The organism is Candidatus Rokuibacteriota bacterium (assembly GCA_016188005.1).
Classification (GTDB): domain Bacteria; phylum Methylomirabilota; class Methylomirabilia; order Rokubacteriales; family CSP1-6; genus UBA12499.
In genome coordinates this window covers 1-14,261 of the sequence record JACPIQ010000046.1, presented here as the reverse complement: position 1 = coordinate 14,261, position 14,261 = coordinate 1, and the positions used below count along the sequence as shown (strand labels likewise).

Genomic DNA, 14,261 nt, shown 5'->3' with positions numbered 1-14,261 from the left:
TACTTCTCGATCTCGCGGATGCAGTCCTGGGGCGAGCCCAGGATGAAGCGGTCCTGGCGGACCTTGTCCAGTGTGAACTCCGCCGGCGACTTCAGGTCGTTCAGCCAGGGATCGACCGCCGGGTTGTAGCCGCCGGCGCGGTGGTAGAAGGTGTGGGAATCCATCAGCGGTCCGCCGTACTCGGCGTCGGCCTGGGCGGTGGTGGACGCGCAGTAGCCGTCCCGGAAGACGGCGATGTGCCCGGTCTTGCCCCGGGCCCGGCAGACCCGGTAGTACTCCTGCGCCCAGGCGGCGAGGGTCTGGACGCGGTTGATCAGGTCGCAGTACCAGAAGTCGCCCATCCGCGCGGCCCGCTTGATGCCAGGGGTCGTCCAGCCGCCGAGCCACATCGGCGGGCGCGGCTGCTGGACCGGCTTGGGCGTGATCGTCACGTTCTCGAGCCGGTAGCGCTGGCCGTAGAAGGTCCACCGGTCCTCGGTCCAGGCCCGCTGCACGATCTCGACGCCCTCCTCCATCAGCGTGGGCAGCTGGCGCTTGGGAATGCCGTAGGCAGCGTAGTCCTCGCCGACATACCCGGCGCCCATCGCCAGGATCAGCCGGCCCTTCGAGATGATATCGACGACGGCGGCGTCCTCGGCAACGCGGACGGGATGATAGAGCGGGAGCAGCAGCACCGACGACCCCACCTTGATCCGGCTGGTCTTGGCCGCGATGGCGGCGGCCATCGTGAGGGGGGAGGGCAGGTAGCCATCGGGCTGCTGGTGGTGCTCGGTCAAGAGAAAGGAGTCGAAGCCGTAGCGCTCGGCCTGCTGCGCCTGCTCGATGATCTGGTCGACGAGCCGGTCCATGTGCTCGCCGGCCGGTGGACTCTGGGTGCAGGGGGAGATTCCGAATCTCATCGCCGTCATCTCCTTTCCGGGTTCAGCGCTGCGTCCGTGGGCCGCGTGATCGCGGCAGGCTGGAGCTACATGCGGGGCCTCCTCCTTTCGTGGGGCCGGCGCGGCGCCGGGCCAGGGTGGACACCGACCCGACGGCAGCACGATACGCGCTCCCTGGGCGGGGCACAACGGGCACCCGGGCGGGTTAGCTGACCTCCTCGATGGCGATGGCCTGCCGCTTCCGGCCGAGCCGAGGGGACCAGCGGCGAGACGAGGGGGGCCTGTGGTGTGAGTGCGGCGCCGCGCTCAGGCGCGCGCCTGCTCGATGGCGCCCCGGATCAGTGCGGCGTAGCGGTAGACCAGATGCGCGAACTTGCCGTACGGCAGGGTCACGAACAGCGCGGCCACCATGCCGAGGTGAATCGCCAGCAGGGCGCCCATCGCCCCCGTCTCGCGCAGGGCGAGCAGCAGGAGCCCCGTCAGGCTGGTGAGGAGGAGGACCAGCAGGAAGGCCACGTCCATCGCCACCATCCGCCGCTCCGCCGGCGCCGGGTCGCTCCGCCGCTTGAGGACCAGCAGGCCGACGGTCCCCGCCACGAGCATGACCCCCCCGAGGGTGCCGAGGACCACGGGCGCGCTCAGAAGGGGGTAGGGCGCCGGCCGGCCCAGGAGGTGGTCGTAGGCAGCGGCCACTGTCGTCGCGGCCAGATCGAGGAGGAAGCCGTAGAAGACGAGGTGGTGGAGCCAGCGTCGAGACTGAGAGAAGCCCTCGTCCGGGTAGTTGCAGCCGGCGCCGCCCCCCGCGAGGTAGCGCAACGTGAAGGCATCCGCCGTCGCCCGCAGCAGGGCCCGCCCATCGAGCATCTCGCGCAGGCTCCCGCCCGTGTCGCGCCAGAAGCGGATGGCCCCGGCCAGCAGCACCGCCAGCCCGAAGAGCGCGATGGCCAGGGCCGGCAGGACCATCGCCGCGTACGGGACCACCCGGTAAAAGGCCGCCTGTCCCACGTGGGCCGAGAGGAGCACCCCGGGGCCACCCAGCACGAGGACGAGGAGCAGGACGGCGGCCACGGATACCGCGCTGATGACGCCGCCCGCCAGACCGCCGCGCCGGTACAGGCCGGCGAGGAGGCGCGGCCAGCTGTAGTCGCGGTAGGTGTCCGCTCGCAGCTCGGCGAAGACCCTGGGGACATTGACCGCGAACTCGTGCGGCGGGGCGTACTGGCAGGCGTAGTAGCAGTCGCGGCAGTCGAAGCAGAGATTGGCCAGATAGCTCAGGTCCTGCGCAGAGAAGGCCCGCCGCAGCTCCATGGCGGGGAACACCGCGCAGTAGCCCTCGCAATAGCGGCAGGCGTTGCAGATGACCATCTGCCGCGCGGCTTCCTGGACCAGCTCAGCCGACGGCATGCCGGGCGGCCTCCCTCCCCGCGATCCTGCCGAACACCGTGCCGATGGTCAGCCCGAATCCCGCGAGGTAGCCGCGCCCCAGGATGTTCCCGGCCATCACCTCTCCGGCCGCGAACAGGTTCGGCGCCGGGCGGCCGTCCCGGAGGACGACCTGCGCCTGCCGGTTCACGGTGACGCCGAGGTAGGTGAAGGTGATGCCCGGCCGCAGGGGGTACGCCCAGAAGGGCGGCTGATCCACGGGAAGGGCCCAGTGGCTCTTGGGCGGCTCGAGGCCTTCAGTCCGGCAATCGTCCAGCCGGGACGGGTCGAAGGACCCCGGGCGGACGGCGCGATTGAACGCCTCCACGGTGGCGACGAGCGCTCGTGCGTCGAGGCCCAGCAGCCCCGCCAGGTCGGTCAGCGAGCCCGCCTGGAGCGGCGGGAAGACGGAGGGCATGAACCTGCCCGCCCCGCGCGCGTCGACGATCGAGTAGGCGATCTGGCCGGGCTGCCGGGCGATGAGCCCGCCCCAGATGGCGTAGCGCTTGGGCCAGAAGTCCTCCCCCTCGTCGTAGAAGCGGGATGCCTCGCGATTGACGACGATCCCGAACGGCACGCTGTCGAGCCGCGTGACGATCCCGCCGTCGAACTTCGGCGCCCGGGCGTCCACCGCCACCGCGTGGAACTCCCGCGGATTGCCCACCGGCCTGGCCCCGTGCGCGAGCAGCTCCTTCAGCAGCCGGCCCTGGTTGTAGGGTGTCCCGCGGATCACGAAGTGGTCGGCGGCCTCCCCCCAGTACTCCTTGAGCCACGGGATATTGGCCTCGAAGCCCCCCGAGGCCACGACCACGGCCTTCGCCCGGACCTCGCCGGAGGCCCCGCCCCGGGCGACGACGGCCGAGCGGAACACACCATCGTCCACGTTCAGGCGCTGGACCTCCGCCTCGTACAGGATCTCCACCCCCTGCTTCCGGGCAGTGTCGTAGTAGGCGTTGACCATCGCCTTGCCGCCACCCAGGAAGAAGACGTTGGTCCGCGCCAGGTGGAGCGTGCCTTTGAGCGGCTGCTGCCAGCGCACGCCGTGCGCCGGCATCCAGTCGCCGAGATCCGCCGACTCCGAGATGGTCAGGCGCGCCAGCGCCTCGTCGGTCTCCCCTCCGGTCACGCGCTGCAGATCCTCCCAGAACTCCTCAGCGGTGTAGGCGCCCGTCACGAAGGCGCCGGCGCGGTCGTGCATGTACCGGATGTCACGCGTGTGCCGGCTGTTGCCCCCTCTCAGGGCCTCCGGGGCAGCCTCGAGCAGGAGCACGTCGGCTCCCCCGCGCTGCGCCGTGATCGCCGCGCACAGGGCGGCGTTCCCGCCGCCAACCACCACGACGTCGTAGAACCGGTCCGGGATGTTCACGCCGGATCCCGTCCGCCCGCGTCACCACCTCTGGCCCACTCGCGCACACATGCCCTGGCGCTCACGTTGCCCCTCCGATGAACCCGTCTCGAGACTCCCGGCCGCGCTCGCATCGTTCACGATGCCGCCACGCCTGTCAAGCCTCCCGCCGCCCGTGGGGCACTCATCAGGCCGAAATACGGCAGTCGTGGGCGAAAGATCGGGCATCTGCCCGATGGTGCGCCCCCCAGCCCCGTCATAGGCTGGGGACGGAAAGGAGGATACGGCAATGAAAGCCTACAGAGGGAGTGACAAGGTCGAGCCCGGGCTGTACTTCAATGCGCGGGAGCTGTCGTTCAAGTCCGTGGAGGAGGAAGGGCCCCTTCCGGGGAGCCCCGTCGAGGTGTTTCGACGCGTACCGATCCTCGTGCTCCTCATCGTCGGGCCGCTTCTGGGGCTCGTGTACGCGGTGTTCCTGCCCTTCATCGGGTTCGCGGCGGTGGCCTGGCTCCTGAGCGTCAAGGCCGTCCAGCTGGGTCGCGGCGCCGCCCGCGAGGCGGTGCGCGTGCTCAGGCCCGGGTGGGAGCCCTCGCTGGCATTCCTCAGCCGGTCCAGGCCGGGCGCCCGCAGGACGGAGGCCACCGACGAGTGGGCCGAGGACGTTCGCAAGAAGCTGGACCCGCCCCATCGTGACGCGGGATAATCGGCGTCGGGCGGCATTCCGAGGGGCCTCGCTCGCGCGGCGGAGCTGGCCCCCCGGGCAGGGCCGCCCGGCGCTCGGGAGACCGTCTCCGCTGGAGCCCGGCGCGCAGTGGTCCCCGGCGTGCCTGCGAGGGAACCGAGATGACGCGGCGAGGTGGTGCGACGACCGGCGGGATCGCGGTCACGCTGGCGCTGGCCGTCGGCCTGCTGGCCGGCATCTCCGCGGCCCAGCAGCCGGCCGAGAGCGTTGCCCAGTGCCTGGGCTGCCACGACGACCCACAGCTCTCGCTGACGCTCAAGGACGGCTCCGTCATGAGCCTCTACGTGGACCCGCGGGAGTTCGCGCGGTCGGTCCACGGCTCGCAGCTCGTCTGCACGGACTGTCACGCCCAGTACGCCCAGGATCACCCCAGCGGCGCGACCTTCCCGACCAAGCGCGCGTACGTGATCGCGGCCTACGAGACCTGCAAGAAGTGCCACTTCGACACCTACACGCGGACCCTGGAGAGCGTCCACTACGAGCTCGTCAAGGGCGGGCTCGACTCCGCGCCGGTCTGCACCAACTGCCACGGGGCCCACAACATCCAGAACCCCCACGAGAAGCGGGCCATGGTGTCGCGCAGCTGCGCGACCTGCCACCAGGCGGTGTACGAGCGGTACGCCCGCAGCGTCCACGGCAAGGCCCTCGTCGAGGAGGGCAACCAGGACGTCCCGGCGTGCGCCGACTGCCACACCCACCACCAGATCGAGCAGCCCGGCACCAAGCGGTTCCGCCTCGGCTCCCCTGAGATCTGCATCCGCTGCCACGCCGACGAGCGGCGGATGGCGAAGTACAGCATCTCGACGACCGTGGCCCAGACCTACCTGTCCGATTTCCACGGCGTCACGGCCTCGCTGACGCGCGCCGCGGCCTCCGCGGCCTCCCAGCGGGTGGTCGTCACCTGTGTCGACTGCCACGGCGCCCACGACATGGCTTCCCCGCGGCTCAAGGGCCAGGCCGCCATGAAGGCCACCGTCGCTGCCACGTGCGCCAAGTGTCACGCGGATGCCTCCCCCGACTTCCCCGCGGCGTGGCTCTCCCACTACGAGCCCTCGCTCCGGCACGCCCCCCTGGTGTTCCTGGTGGGTCTCTTCTACAAGATCTTCATCCCCTTCGTCGTCATCGGCCTGGTGCTGCACCTGCTGCTCCACCTCTACCGGGTGTCGGCGGGCCGGTGAAGGAGACCGCGACGATGCGCGAGGCCGGGGCGACCGAGTACGTGGTCCGCTTCTCGTTCTGGGCCCGCTTCCAGCACGCGACCGTCATCCTGCTCTTCGGCGCGCTCCTCGTGACCGGGATGCCGCAGAAGTGGCCGTACCTCGACGCGAGCCGGTGGGTCATCGACTCCCTCGGCGGCATCTTCGCGGTGCGCTGGCTCCACCGCGCGGCGGGCATCGCCCTGTCCGGCCTCTTCGCGGCGCACCTGGCGGGCGCGGTCACCGGCGTGGTGACCCGCCGGAGCCAGCCGTCGATGCTCCTCGCCCGGAAGGACTTCCGGGACGCCGTGGACAACCTGCGCTACTACGTCGGGCGGGCCGAGACGCCGCCCAGGTTCGGCCGCTTCGACTACCGGCAGAAGTTCGAGTACTGGGGGCTCATCTTCGGCGCGGCGATCATGGCGCTGAGCGGGTTCATCCTGTACTTCCCGATCTTCTTCTCGCGGGTGCTGCCGGCCGAGCTCATCCCGGCAGCAAAGGTCATGCACAGCAATGAGGCGCTCCTGGCGTTCCTCATCGTCCTCATCTGGCACATGGCGGGTGCCCACCTCACGCCCGAGTCGTTCCCGATGGACACCAGCATCTTCACCGGGAAGATCCGCAAGGACAAGCTCCGCCGCGAGCACGCCCTGGAGTACGACGAGCGCTTCGGGGGTCAGTGATCCCGGCCTCCTGGTATGCCCCCCCTGCCGTCCTTCCTCTGGCAGGTGGCTCTCCACTCGTCGATCATGGGCATCGTCTTCTACGCCTGGGCCCGGCGCGTGGATCTCGCCTCAGGAAGGACGAAGCGCCTCCTCCTGGCCCTCCTGCTGCTCCTGCCCGTGCTCACGGCGGCGGTCCCCGGCCGCGCCGGCCTGGAGTTCCGCGAGCGGCTCGCGTGGCTGGACAGCGGCCGGCTGCTCGCGGTGCCGCTGCCGGCCGGCCTCCGCGTCTACCACGTCGTCCTGCTCGCGGGGTTGATGATGGTGGGCCTCACGGTCTGGCAGGAGCTCCTGCCCGCGCTGCGCCGGCCCAGGACGAGCCCCGCGGCCGTGCCGGAGCGGCTGGCGCAGCTCGCCCGCAGCCTGCCCGGCTGGCAGCGCTGCGAGGTGGTCCTGAGCCCGTCGGAGGACATCGCGCTGGCCACCGGAGGCTGGCCGGGGCGCCCCCGGGTCATCGTCTCGCGAGGGGCACTCGGGCAGATGAGCGAGGACGAGCTCGCCATCGTCCTCCGGCACGAGAACGCCCACTGGCGACGCGGCCGCTGGGTCCGCGCTCACGCCTTGTTCCTCGTCAGGCTCCTGCAGTGCTACAACCCCGTGGCGCTCTGGTCGTTCCGCGAGTACTGCCTCGAGGTGGAGATCGAGTGCGATGCCGAGGCCGTGGCCGGACGAGATCCGCGGCTGCTGACCCGGACCCTGCTGAGGATCTACGAGTCCACCGACCGCCGCGACCTGGCGGCCAGGGCCGCACTGAGGAAGCGGGTGGACGTGCTGCTCGGCGGCAGCCGGCGCGACGACGCGCTTCCCGTCGCCACCATCGCCCTCGCGGCGGCGATCCTGCTGGCCGTGCTGCCATGGTGCGTCTGACGGGGCTCGGCAGCTTCGCCCTGATCACCCTCGGGGTGCTCCTCGTGCTCCGCGCGCTCCATCTGGGCGTCCCCCTCTTCTTCCCGGAGACGCGCCCGGGGCCGTTCATCCTCACGAGCCTGGTCGAGGTGCAGCGCCGCGTGGGCTTCGCGCCGCTCGTCCCCGCCTACCGGCCCGCGGCGCTCGGCGACCGCCCGTCGCGCCTGACCGTCACCCTGAGTCCCCAGCCGACCTTCGTCATCGTCTGGCGGGCCGAGCGCCGCCTGTCGGTGACCCAGCGACGAGGGGGCCCCATGCCCGCCCATCCGGCCGCCAGCCAGCCGCTCCCCGACGTGCCCGACTCGACGTGGTGGCGGGACGGAGCGCTGCTCCGTCTGGTCCTCAGGCGCGGGGAGTTCTGGATCGAGGTCGAGACCGATCTGCCGCCGCGGGACCTCAAGCGCATCGCCGACACGCTCCACCCCTACTGAGCGCCCGGCCCGCTCCCGCCCGACCTCGCCGGCCGGCCTCACGGCCCCTCCACCGGGATGATCGCCTTGCGGATCGCGTACCGGATCAGCTCCGCTCTCGAGTGCATCGCGAGCTTCGTCATGATGTTCGTGCGGTGGGTCATGGCGGTCTTCAGGCTGATCGTCAGGTACTTGGAGATCTCGCGGCTGGTCTTGCCCTCCGCCAGGAGCTTGAACACCTGCTTCTCCCGCGGCGTCAGCCGGTCGTAGTCGTCCTCCTCGAGCGACTTGCCCGTCGTCACCAGGTCCACCAGCTCCTCGGCCGCCAGCGGGTGGAGGTACCGCTGCCCCGCGTGGACCGTCTTGATGGCCTCCTTCAGCTGCGCCGCGACGCTGCGCTTCAGCAGGTACCCCCGGGCGCCGATCCGGATGGCGCGCTTGATGTACTCGCGGTTCTCGTACTGCGTCAGGATGATGACCTTCGACCCCGGGCAGTCCGCCACGATGGTCTCGGTGGCCTCGAGTCCCCCGATGCCGCCGGGGAGACTGACGTCCATCAGGAGCACGTCGGGGCGGAGGCGCCGGGCCAGGCGGATGGCCTCCTGCCCGTCCCCCGTCTCGCCCACGACCTCGAAGGCCGGGTCCTGCTCGAGGAGCGCGCGGATCCCCTCGCGCACGAGATCGTGATCGTCGACGATGACGACGCGGATCATGGGATCGGGATCTCCACGACCACGTGGGTGCCCAGGCCGGGCTCGCTGTCGAACCGGATCGACCCCTTGAGGAGCGCCGCGCGCTCCCGCATCCCGGTGAGCCCGACCCCGGCCGACTTCGCGTCCGGATCGAACCCGACGCCGTCATCCTCCACCGCGAGGACGAGCATGCCCTCGCGCTCGTACAGCTCGATGGACACGTGCTCCGCCTGCGCGTGCCGCAGGATGTTCGTCACCAGCTCCTGGTAGATGCGGAAGGTCGCGATCTCGATCTCCGGCCGCGCCGGCAGCCCCTCCTCGATCTCGAGGTTCAGGCTCAGGCCCTGCCGCGCCAGATGCTCCTGGGCATGGGACTTCAGCGCCGCGGAGAGCCCCAGATCGTCGAGGAGCGAGGGGCGGAGATCATAGATGATGCGATGGACCTCCTGCTGCGTCCTCGCCAGGAGATCCCGGGCCCGGCTCATCTCCGGTGTGTTCAGGTCCACATGGTGCAGGGACAGCTGGATCACGGTCAAGAGCTGGGAGATCTCGTCGTGCAGCTCGCGGGCGAGCCGCCGGCGCTCCTCCTCCGTGGCGCTGAGCAGACGACGCACCAGCCCCTGGCGTTGCGCATCCTGCACCATCGTACGCTTCCAGAGGTAGGCGCCGTGCAGGGAGATGGCCAGCTGGTGCGCGAGCGCCCCCATCACCTGCTCGTCGAGGTCCTCCACCCGGGGATGGAACAGCTCGGCCAGCACCCTCCCCTGATAGGCGATCTCCCGCCGCTGCCACGTGTCCGGGGGCGTCCGCCCCGCCGCGAGCCACGGGATCTCGCTCTCGTGCGGGACCACGTACGTCGCCGCCGGCCCCTCGAACGGGCGCGTCACGATCGCCGCCGCGGGGAACGCGTAGTGTTCCGCGATCAGCCGCAGCATCTCCGGAACGATGCGGTCGGGCTCGCGCTCCTGGGTGGAGAGCTGCGAGACGGCATGCAGGAGCCGCAGCTCGAGGTACTTCGCCTGGATCACCCTGGTCCGGGCCGCCACCTCTCCCTCGAGGTCCTCGTTCAGCGTCGTGAGCGCGCCGAGCGTGGAGGCCAGCCGCTCGCGTGCCTCGTCGAGCGTCCGGGCCAGCAGCTCGATCTCGTGGTCCCCCGACACCGCGATCCGGCTCGACAGATCGCCGCTGCGCATGGTCTCGGCCTGGCGCGACAGCTCCTGGATCGGCGCGACGACCGACTTCGAGAGGGTCCGTGACAGCAGCAGCCCCATGACGGCCAGCATCACGCCGGCGACGAGCCAACCGCGCCGGCTGGTGTACAGTCCCGAGAAGGCCTTGGCCTTGTGCTGCTGGATGACGACGCCCCACGGGGCGAAGCGCAGCGGGACCATGACCATCAGGACGTCCGCGGCGTCGTGCCGCTCGGACGCGAACTCGCACCGGAGATCCTCCCGGACCAGCGGGCGATGCGCCCGGATCCGCTCGCCGTAGGCCTCGGCGCCCGGCAGGGTCCGGAAGATCTGCTGCTGATCGTGCGACGCAACCACGACCCCGTTCTCGTCGAGGACGACGACGTGCATGTCGGGATCCAGCCCCAGCCCCTGCAGGAACGCGCTCACCATCGAGCCGAGGGGATTCATCTCCGACACGAGGTAGCGGGTGGCGCCGTTCCGGCGGAACGGCAGGACGATGGCCAGGACGGGACGCTGCTCGCCTCCGGGCTTGCGCGTGAGCGGCGTGACGGCTTCGTGGTGCCCGAGCCGCAGCGCGGGCAGCGGCGCCGCGTCGGTCGGGTCCGACGCGATCATCGTGCCGCGCTCGTCGAGGATGTAGGTCGCCTCCCGGAACGGCGACTGGAACCGGAAGATCCGCAGGCGGCCGGCCACCTCGGCGTCCAGCGCCGGCAGCTCCGCGGACAGCCGGCCCAGGTCCTGAATCGCGGTGGAGAGGGTGGCGTCGAGGGAATGGGCGATCGTGCGTGCCAGGAGAAGCCGGTCGTCCACCAGGTTCCGGCGGACGCCCGGGAAGGACAGCGCCAGGACCGCCCCCGCGGCGATCACGAGCAGCAGGAACCACTGGAGCAGCACCGTGTGGAGCCGGCGCCGCAGTGTCAGCCGTCTCATGGCTTCGGCCCGGGTCCCCGGCGGGCCGGTCCCGCCCGCGCGGCGCCGGCTACGCCCCGAGGAACCCCCGCACCTTCAGGTACTCGGCCACCAGGACGGCCCCCGCGGCGGCGCCCATCCGCGTGTTGTGGGTCACCAGCAGGTACTTCACGCCGTTCCTGAGGACCTTGTCCTCCCGGACGCGGCCGACCGTGGTGGTCATGCCGTGGCCCCGGTTGCGGTCCAGGCGGGGCTGCGGGCGGAACGGATCCTCGTGGACGTGGATCCACTCCTCCGGCGCCGAGGGCAGCTTCAGCTCGCGGGCCTCGTTGCGGCAGTCGCGGAGGGCCGCGCGGACCTCGTCCAGGCTCACCCGGCGGGTGAGCGACGCGAACACGGCCTCGGTGTGCCCCTCCATGACATTGGCCCGCGTGCAGGTAGCACTGACCACGGCCGGGTGGGACTGGATGGCGCCGGCCGAGAGGGTGCCGAGGATCTTCTGCAGCTCCCGCTCCACCTTCTCCTCTTCCTTGGGAATGTAGGGGACGATGTTGTCCAGGATGTCCAGCCCCACGACGCCCGGCGAGCGGCCCGCGCCGGACAGCCCCTGCATGGTGCTGACGACCACCGACTCCAGGCCGAACCGGTCGGCCAGGGGCTTCAGCGTGATCACGAGGCCAGTGACGGTGCAGTTCGGGATCGGCACGACGAACCCCTTCCAGCCGCGGCCCGTCCGCTGCGTGTGGAGGAGCTCGGCGTGCGCCATGTTCACGTTCGGGACCAGCAGCGGGACGTCGGCCTCGTAGCGGAAGGCCGAGGCCGTGCTGACCACCGGCGTCGTCCGGGCGAAGCGCGGCTCCTGGACCTGGGCCACGTCCGACTCGGTGGCCGAGAAGATGATGTCCAGCCCCCGGGCATCGAGCTGGTCGCCGTCCTCGACCGGGAGCGCCAGGACGTCGGCCGACGGCTCTTCCTCGCACCACCAGCGGCGCGCGCCGGTCCCGGCATCGCGCAGGGCCTCACCGTAGGTCTTCCCGGCCGAGCGGCCGCTGGCCGCCAGCCGCGCGATCTGGAACCATGGATGGTCCTGCACGGCCACGACGAACTGCTGGCCCGCGATTCCCGTGGCCCCCACGATTCCCGCCCGAAGCATGGTCGTCTGCCTCTCCCCGTCACTCCCGCGGTGACTCGGCGCATCCCGCGCCCGGCCCGGCCCCTCTCGTCTCCGCCCGCGACGGCCAGGACCGCTCGCTCGCCATCATATACGGCCACGCGCCGAGAGGCCAGCCCGGACGCCGCTAGCGTGGGGACAGGTAGTGGGCGCGAAGCCCCTCTCGTTGTTCCCTGGTGGCCGGCGACGTCCCCCGCGTGATGCCCATGCGCTGGAGATCCGCCAGCGCCTCCGCCGCCTTGATCGCCGCGGCAAAGCTGTCGAGCAGAGGGACGCCATCGACGTCCCGCACCCCGTGATCCAGCAGGAACATGTTCACGGGGTTCCCGGCCGGCAGGAGCATCCCCGCGCCCCGGCCCACCGCCTTCCGGGCCTCGCTGGCGAAGGCCGCCAGGACCGGGGCCGGGTCCTCGTACATGCGCCGGAAATCCCGATAGGTCAGGTCCAGCGAGGCGCCGTCGACCATCCGCCCGCCCAGACCGTAACTTCGCGCCATCCGCTGCATCTTCTCCAGGATCATCCGGTTGTGGGTGAGAAAGGCGAAGCGCCCCGCCAGCTGGGAGGCCAGGTGAACGGCGCACTCGGTGATGAAGACGGCCGGAAGGTCGGTCAGCTCGCGAATCTGCCGGTGGCCCGCGTCGATCGTGCTGATCATGACGAAGGCCGCATAGCCTTGTTGCTCGGCGTGGATCGCGTTGCGAATCACCTCGACGGTGGCCAGGTGCTCGGCGCTGTCGAGGTGGTCGATGCCCGGAAAGGTGCTCGTCACGCCGTGGAACTCGATCTCGGTCCCGGAGCGGGCAATCCTCGCGGCATGCCGCTTGACCGATTCCTGATACACGCCCCAGACGGCATCCCCTTCCGCCGAGCAGCTCTGGGTCCAGATCCTCGCGCCGTTCCCCATGGCTCCTCTCCCCTCCTCCCGCTGTCTCCCTACTCGAGTCCGTAGAGCCGTCTGGCCGCCTGCACTTCCTCCCGCGAGGGAGCAGCCCCCGGGCCGCGTCGCCCGCCTCGCGCGCCGAGGCGGTGCAGGTCCACCCGCGCCTCGGCCATCTTGATGAGCACCGCCGTGTTGTCCAGGAGGGGGATCCCGTCGCATGCCCGGACGCCCTGCGCGACCAGGAACACGTTCAGGGCGCCGAAGCCGGGAACGAGCAGGCGGGCCCCCCGGCCGATCGCCTCCCACGCCGCCGCCGAGATCCGCTCCAGCACCGGCGCCGGCTTTGCGAAGCTCGCCACCATCTCCTCGAGGGGCATCCCGCCCAGGTGCACGCCCGGTACGTAGCGGCAGCCGAGCCCGTACTCCGCGACCCGGCCTTCGATCCCCGCCAGCACCGCGGCGTTGGGTGCGATCACCGAGAAGTTGGGCGACAGGAGGCAGGCGACGTGAAACGACGTCTCCGCGATGAAGAGCAGCGGAATCGTGAGGAGCTCGTGCAGTTCATGGTAGGCGAGGTCCAGCATCCCCCCGAGGACGAAGGCGTCATAGCCCTGACGCTCGGCCAGGAGCGCGTGCTCGTGGACCTGTCTGGCGTGCAGGTACTGCAGATAGCGCGAGTTGACCATCCGGTCCACCATGAGCGGGACCCCGTGGACGGACACCTCGGTAGTGGGCCGAGCCACCTCGCGGACGTGGCGCTCGAGGTGCTCCTCGTAGTAGGCCCACCGGGGGTCGAAGCCGATCGCGCTGTAGCTCTGATACCAGATTCTCATGGTTCCTCACCCCATCGTCCGAGGCAGCCACAGGACGAGCTCCGGGAACACCATCAGGGTCCCGATCACGGCCAGGTCCGCCAGGGCGAAGATCAGGCAGCCGGCCAGCACATCGTTGAACGTGACGTTGTCGGGCGCGAGACCCTTGAGGATGTAGAGGCTGAAGCCCACCGGAGGGGTGATCAGGGCCATCTCGATGTTCACCATCAGGAGGATGCCGAACCAGATGAGATCGAAGTGGAGAGCCGTGAGGACAGGGACCAGGACCGGCATGGTGACGATGATCATCGAGACGGGGTCGATGAACATGCCCAGCACGATGTACATCAGCTGAAAGGCGACCATCAGGATCCACCGGTTGACCTCCGCCTGCACGAGAACGTCCACCAGCCGCTGCGGGATCTGGTGATAGGTGAGCACCCAGCTGAGGAGCTTCCCCCCGACGGCGATGAGCATGATGAAGGCCGTCGTCTGCACGGTGTGCTGGAGCCCCTGCCACAGACGCTCCGCCGTGACCTTCCGGCGGGCCATGGCCACGCCCAGGCTCGCCAGCGCCCCGATTCCCGCCGCTTCCGTCGCCGTCGCCACGCCCAGATAGATCGACCCCAGGACCGCGAGCACCAGGAGCAGCGGCACGCCGGCCTTGCGGAGCACCCCGAGCCGCTCGCCCCACGAGGCCGCCGGCTCGCGGGGCGCCGCCTCCGGCGTCCACCACACCCAGACCCACACCACCAGCCCGAAGGTCCCGGCCAGGATCATCCCGGGAATGAATCCCGCCATCAGCATCTTGCCCACCGACACCTCGGTCACCGACGCGTAGAGGACCATGAGAATGCTGGGGGGGATGAGATGATCGAGGCCGCCGGCCGAGGCCACCGCGCCCACGGCAAGGCGCTTGTCGTACCCGCGAGCGAGCAACTTCGGAAGCGCGAGGGTTCCGAACGTGGAGACCGCCGCCAGGC

General features: G+C 70.6%; 14 protein-coding genes. 5 read left to right on the top strand and 9 right to left on the bottom strand.

Features of this window, described 5'->3' with window-relative positions:
• The 3 genes from HYV93_09495 to tcuA all read right to left on the bottom strand — a co-directional run.
• Positions 1-899, bottom strand: an 899-nt coding sequence (locus HYV93_09495; GenBank protein MBI2526203.1) for an LLM class flavin-dependent oxidoreductase, incomplete at its 3' end; no start/stop codon positions are given.
• Between the two features lie 285 nt (positions 900-1,184).
• Entirely contained in the window at positions 1,185-2,282 is a 1,098-nt protein-coding gene (gene tcuB / locus HYV93_09490) for a tricarballylate utilization 4Fe-4S protein TcuB (protein ID MBI2526202.1), read from the bottom strand.
• On the bottom strand, positions 2,269-3,660 hold the full coding sequence (gene tcuA, locus HYV93_09485) for an FAD-dependent tricarballylate dehydrogenase TcuA (GenBank protein ID MBI2526201.1): 1,392 nt from the start codon (positions 3,658-3,660) through the stop codon (positions 2,269-2,271). Before tcuA ends, tcuB begins: the two co-directional genes overlap by 14 nt.
• A gap of 274 nt (positions 3,661-3,934) precedes the next feature.
• Here tcuA and HYV93_09480 point away from each other — a divergent pair, with 274 nt between their 5' ends.
• From HYV93_09480 to HYV93_09460, 5 genes are all read left to right on the top strand, one after another.
• Positions 3,935-4,348, top strand: a complete 414-nt coding sequence (locus HYV93_09480; GenBank protein ID MBI2526200.1) for a hypothetical protein — start codon at positions 3,935-3,937, stop codon at positions 4,346-4,348.
• 140 nt (positions 4,349-4,488) lie between these two features.
• Entirely contained in the window at positions 4,489-5,565 is a 1,077-nt protein-coding gene (locus HYV93_09475) for a cytochrome c3 family protein (GenBank protein MBI2526199.1), read from the top strand.
• 14 nt (positions 5,566-5,579) lie between these two features.
• Positions 5,580-6,266 (top strand): cytochrome b/b6 domain-containing protein, encoded by a 687-nt coding sequence (locus HYV93_09470; protein MBI2526198.1) that lies wholly within the window; start codon positions 5,580-5,582, stop codon positions 6,264-6,266.
• A gap of 15 nt (positions 6,267-6,281) precedes the next feature.
• A complete protein-coding gene (locus tag HYV93_09465) occupies positions 6,282-7,172 on the top strand; it encodes a M48 family metalloprotease (protein ID MBI2526197.1) in 891 nt (296 codons plus the stop codon).
• A complete protein-coding gene (locus HYV93_09460; protein MBI2526196.1) occupies positions 7,160-7,642 on the top strand; it encodes a hypothetical protein in 483 nt (160 codons plus the stop codon). The genes HYV93_09465 and HYV93_09460 overlap by 13 nt, the downstream gene beginning before the upstream one ends.
• A gap of 38 nt (positions 7,643-7,680) precedes the next feature.
• Here the strand turns inward: HYV93_09460 and HYV93_09455 are convergent, their stop codons facing one another.
• The 6 genes from HYV93_09455 to HYV93_09430 form a co-directional block, all read right to left on the bottom strand.
• Entirely contained in the window at positions 7,681-8,334 is a 654-nt protein-coding gene (locus HYV93_09455) for a response regulator transcription factor (GenBank protein MBI2526195.1), read from the bottom strand.
• Complete coding sequence (locus tag HYV93_09450) at positions 8,331-10,436, bottom strand: HAMP domain-containing protein (protein MBI2526194.1); 2,106 nt, start codon at positions 10,434-10,436, stop codon at positions 8,331-8,333. Before HYV93_09450 ends, HYV93_09455 begins: the two co-directional genes overlap by 4 nt.
• Positions 10,437-10,485: 49 nt before the next feature.
• Positions 10,486-11,568: an aspartate-semialdehyde dehydrogenase gene (gene asd, locus HYV93_09445; protein ID MBI2526193.1), complete on the bottom strand. Its 1,083-nt coding sequence runs from the start codon at positions 11,566-11,568 to the stop codon at positions 10,486-10,488.
• 145 nt (positions 11,569-11,713) lie between these two features.
• The gene (locus HYV93_09440; GenBank protein ID MBI2526192.1) at positions 11,714-12,490 is read right to left on the bottom strand and encodes a hypothetical protein; all 777 of its coding nucleotides are present in this window, start codon (positions 12,488-12,490) and stop codon (positions 11,714-11,716) included.
• Between the two features lie 29 nt (positions 12,491-12,519).
• On the bottom strand, positions 12,520-13,299 hold the full coding sequence (locus HYV93_09435; protein ID MBI2526191.1) for a hypothetical protein: 780 nt from the start codon (positions 13,297-13,299) through the stop codon (positions 12,520-12,522).
• 6 nt (positions 13,300-13,305) lie between these two features.
• Positions 13,306-14,261 (bottom strand): TRAP transporter large permease (locus tag HYV93_09430; protein ID MBI2526190.1); only part of this gene is annotated, 956 nt, incomplete at its 5' end.

Bases quoted from the DNA above. Each gene is read 5' to 3' on its own strand.
- tcuB (MBI2526202.1), bottom strand. From the start codon at position 2,282: ATGCCGTCGGCTGAGCTGGTCCAGGAAGCCGCGCGGCAGATGGTCATC.
- HYV93_09480 (MBI2526200.1), top strand. From the start codon at position 3,935: ATGAAAGCCTACAGAGGGAGTGACAAGGTCGAGCCCGGGCTGTACTTC.
- HYV93_09475 (MBI2526199.1), top strand. From the start codon at position 4,489: ATGACGCGGCGAGGTGGTGCGACGACCGGCGGGATCGCGGTCACGCTG.
- HYV93_09470 (MBI2526198.1), top strand. From the start codon at position 5,580: ATGCGCGAGGCCGGGGCGACCGAGTACGTGGTCCGCTTCTCGTTCTGG.
- HYV93_09465 (MBI2526197.1), top strand. From the start codon at position 6,282: ATGCCCCCCCTGCCGTCCTTCCTCTGGCAGGTGGCTCTCCACTCGTCG.
- HYV93_09460 (MBI2526196.1), top strand. From the start codon at position 7,160: ATGGTGCGTCTGACGGGGCTCGGCAGCTTCGCCCTGATCACCCTCGGG.
- HYV93_09455 (MBI2526195.1), bottom strand. From the start codon at position 8,334: ATGATCCGCGTCGTCATCGTCGACGATCACGATCTCGTGCGCGAGGGG.
- HYV93_09450 (MBI2526194.1), bottom strand. From the start codon at position 10,436: ATGAGACGGCTGACACTGCGGCGCCGGCTCCACACGGTGCTGCTCCAG.
- asd (MBI2526193.1), bottom strand. From the start codon at position 11,568: ATGCTTCGGGCGGGAATCGTGGGGGCCACGGGAATCGCGGGCCAGCAG.
- HYV93_09440 (MBI2526192.1), bottom strand. From the start codon at position 12,490: ATGGGGAACGGCGCGAGGATCTGGACCCAGAGCTGCTCGGCGGAAGGG.
- HYV93_09435 (MBI2526191.1), bottom strand. From the start codon at position 13,299: ATGAGAATCTGGTATCAGAGCTACAGCGCGATCGGCTTCGACCCCCGG.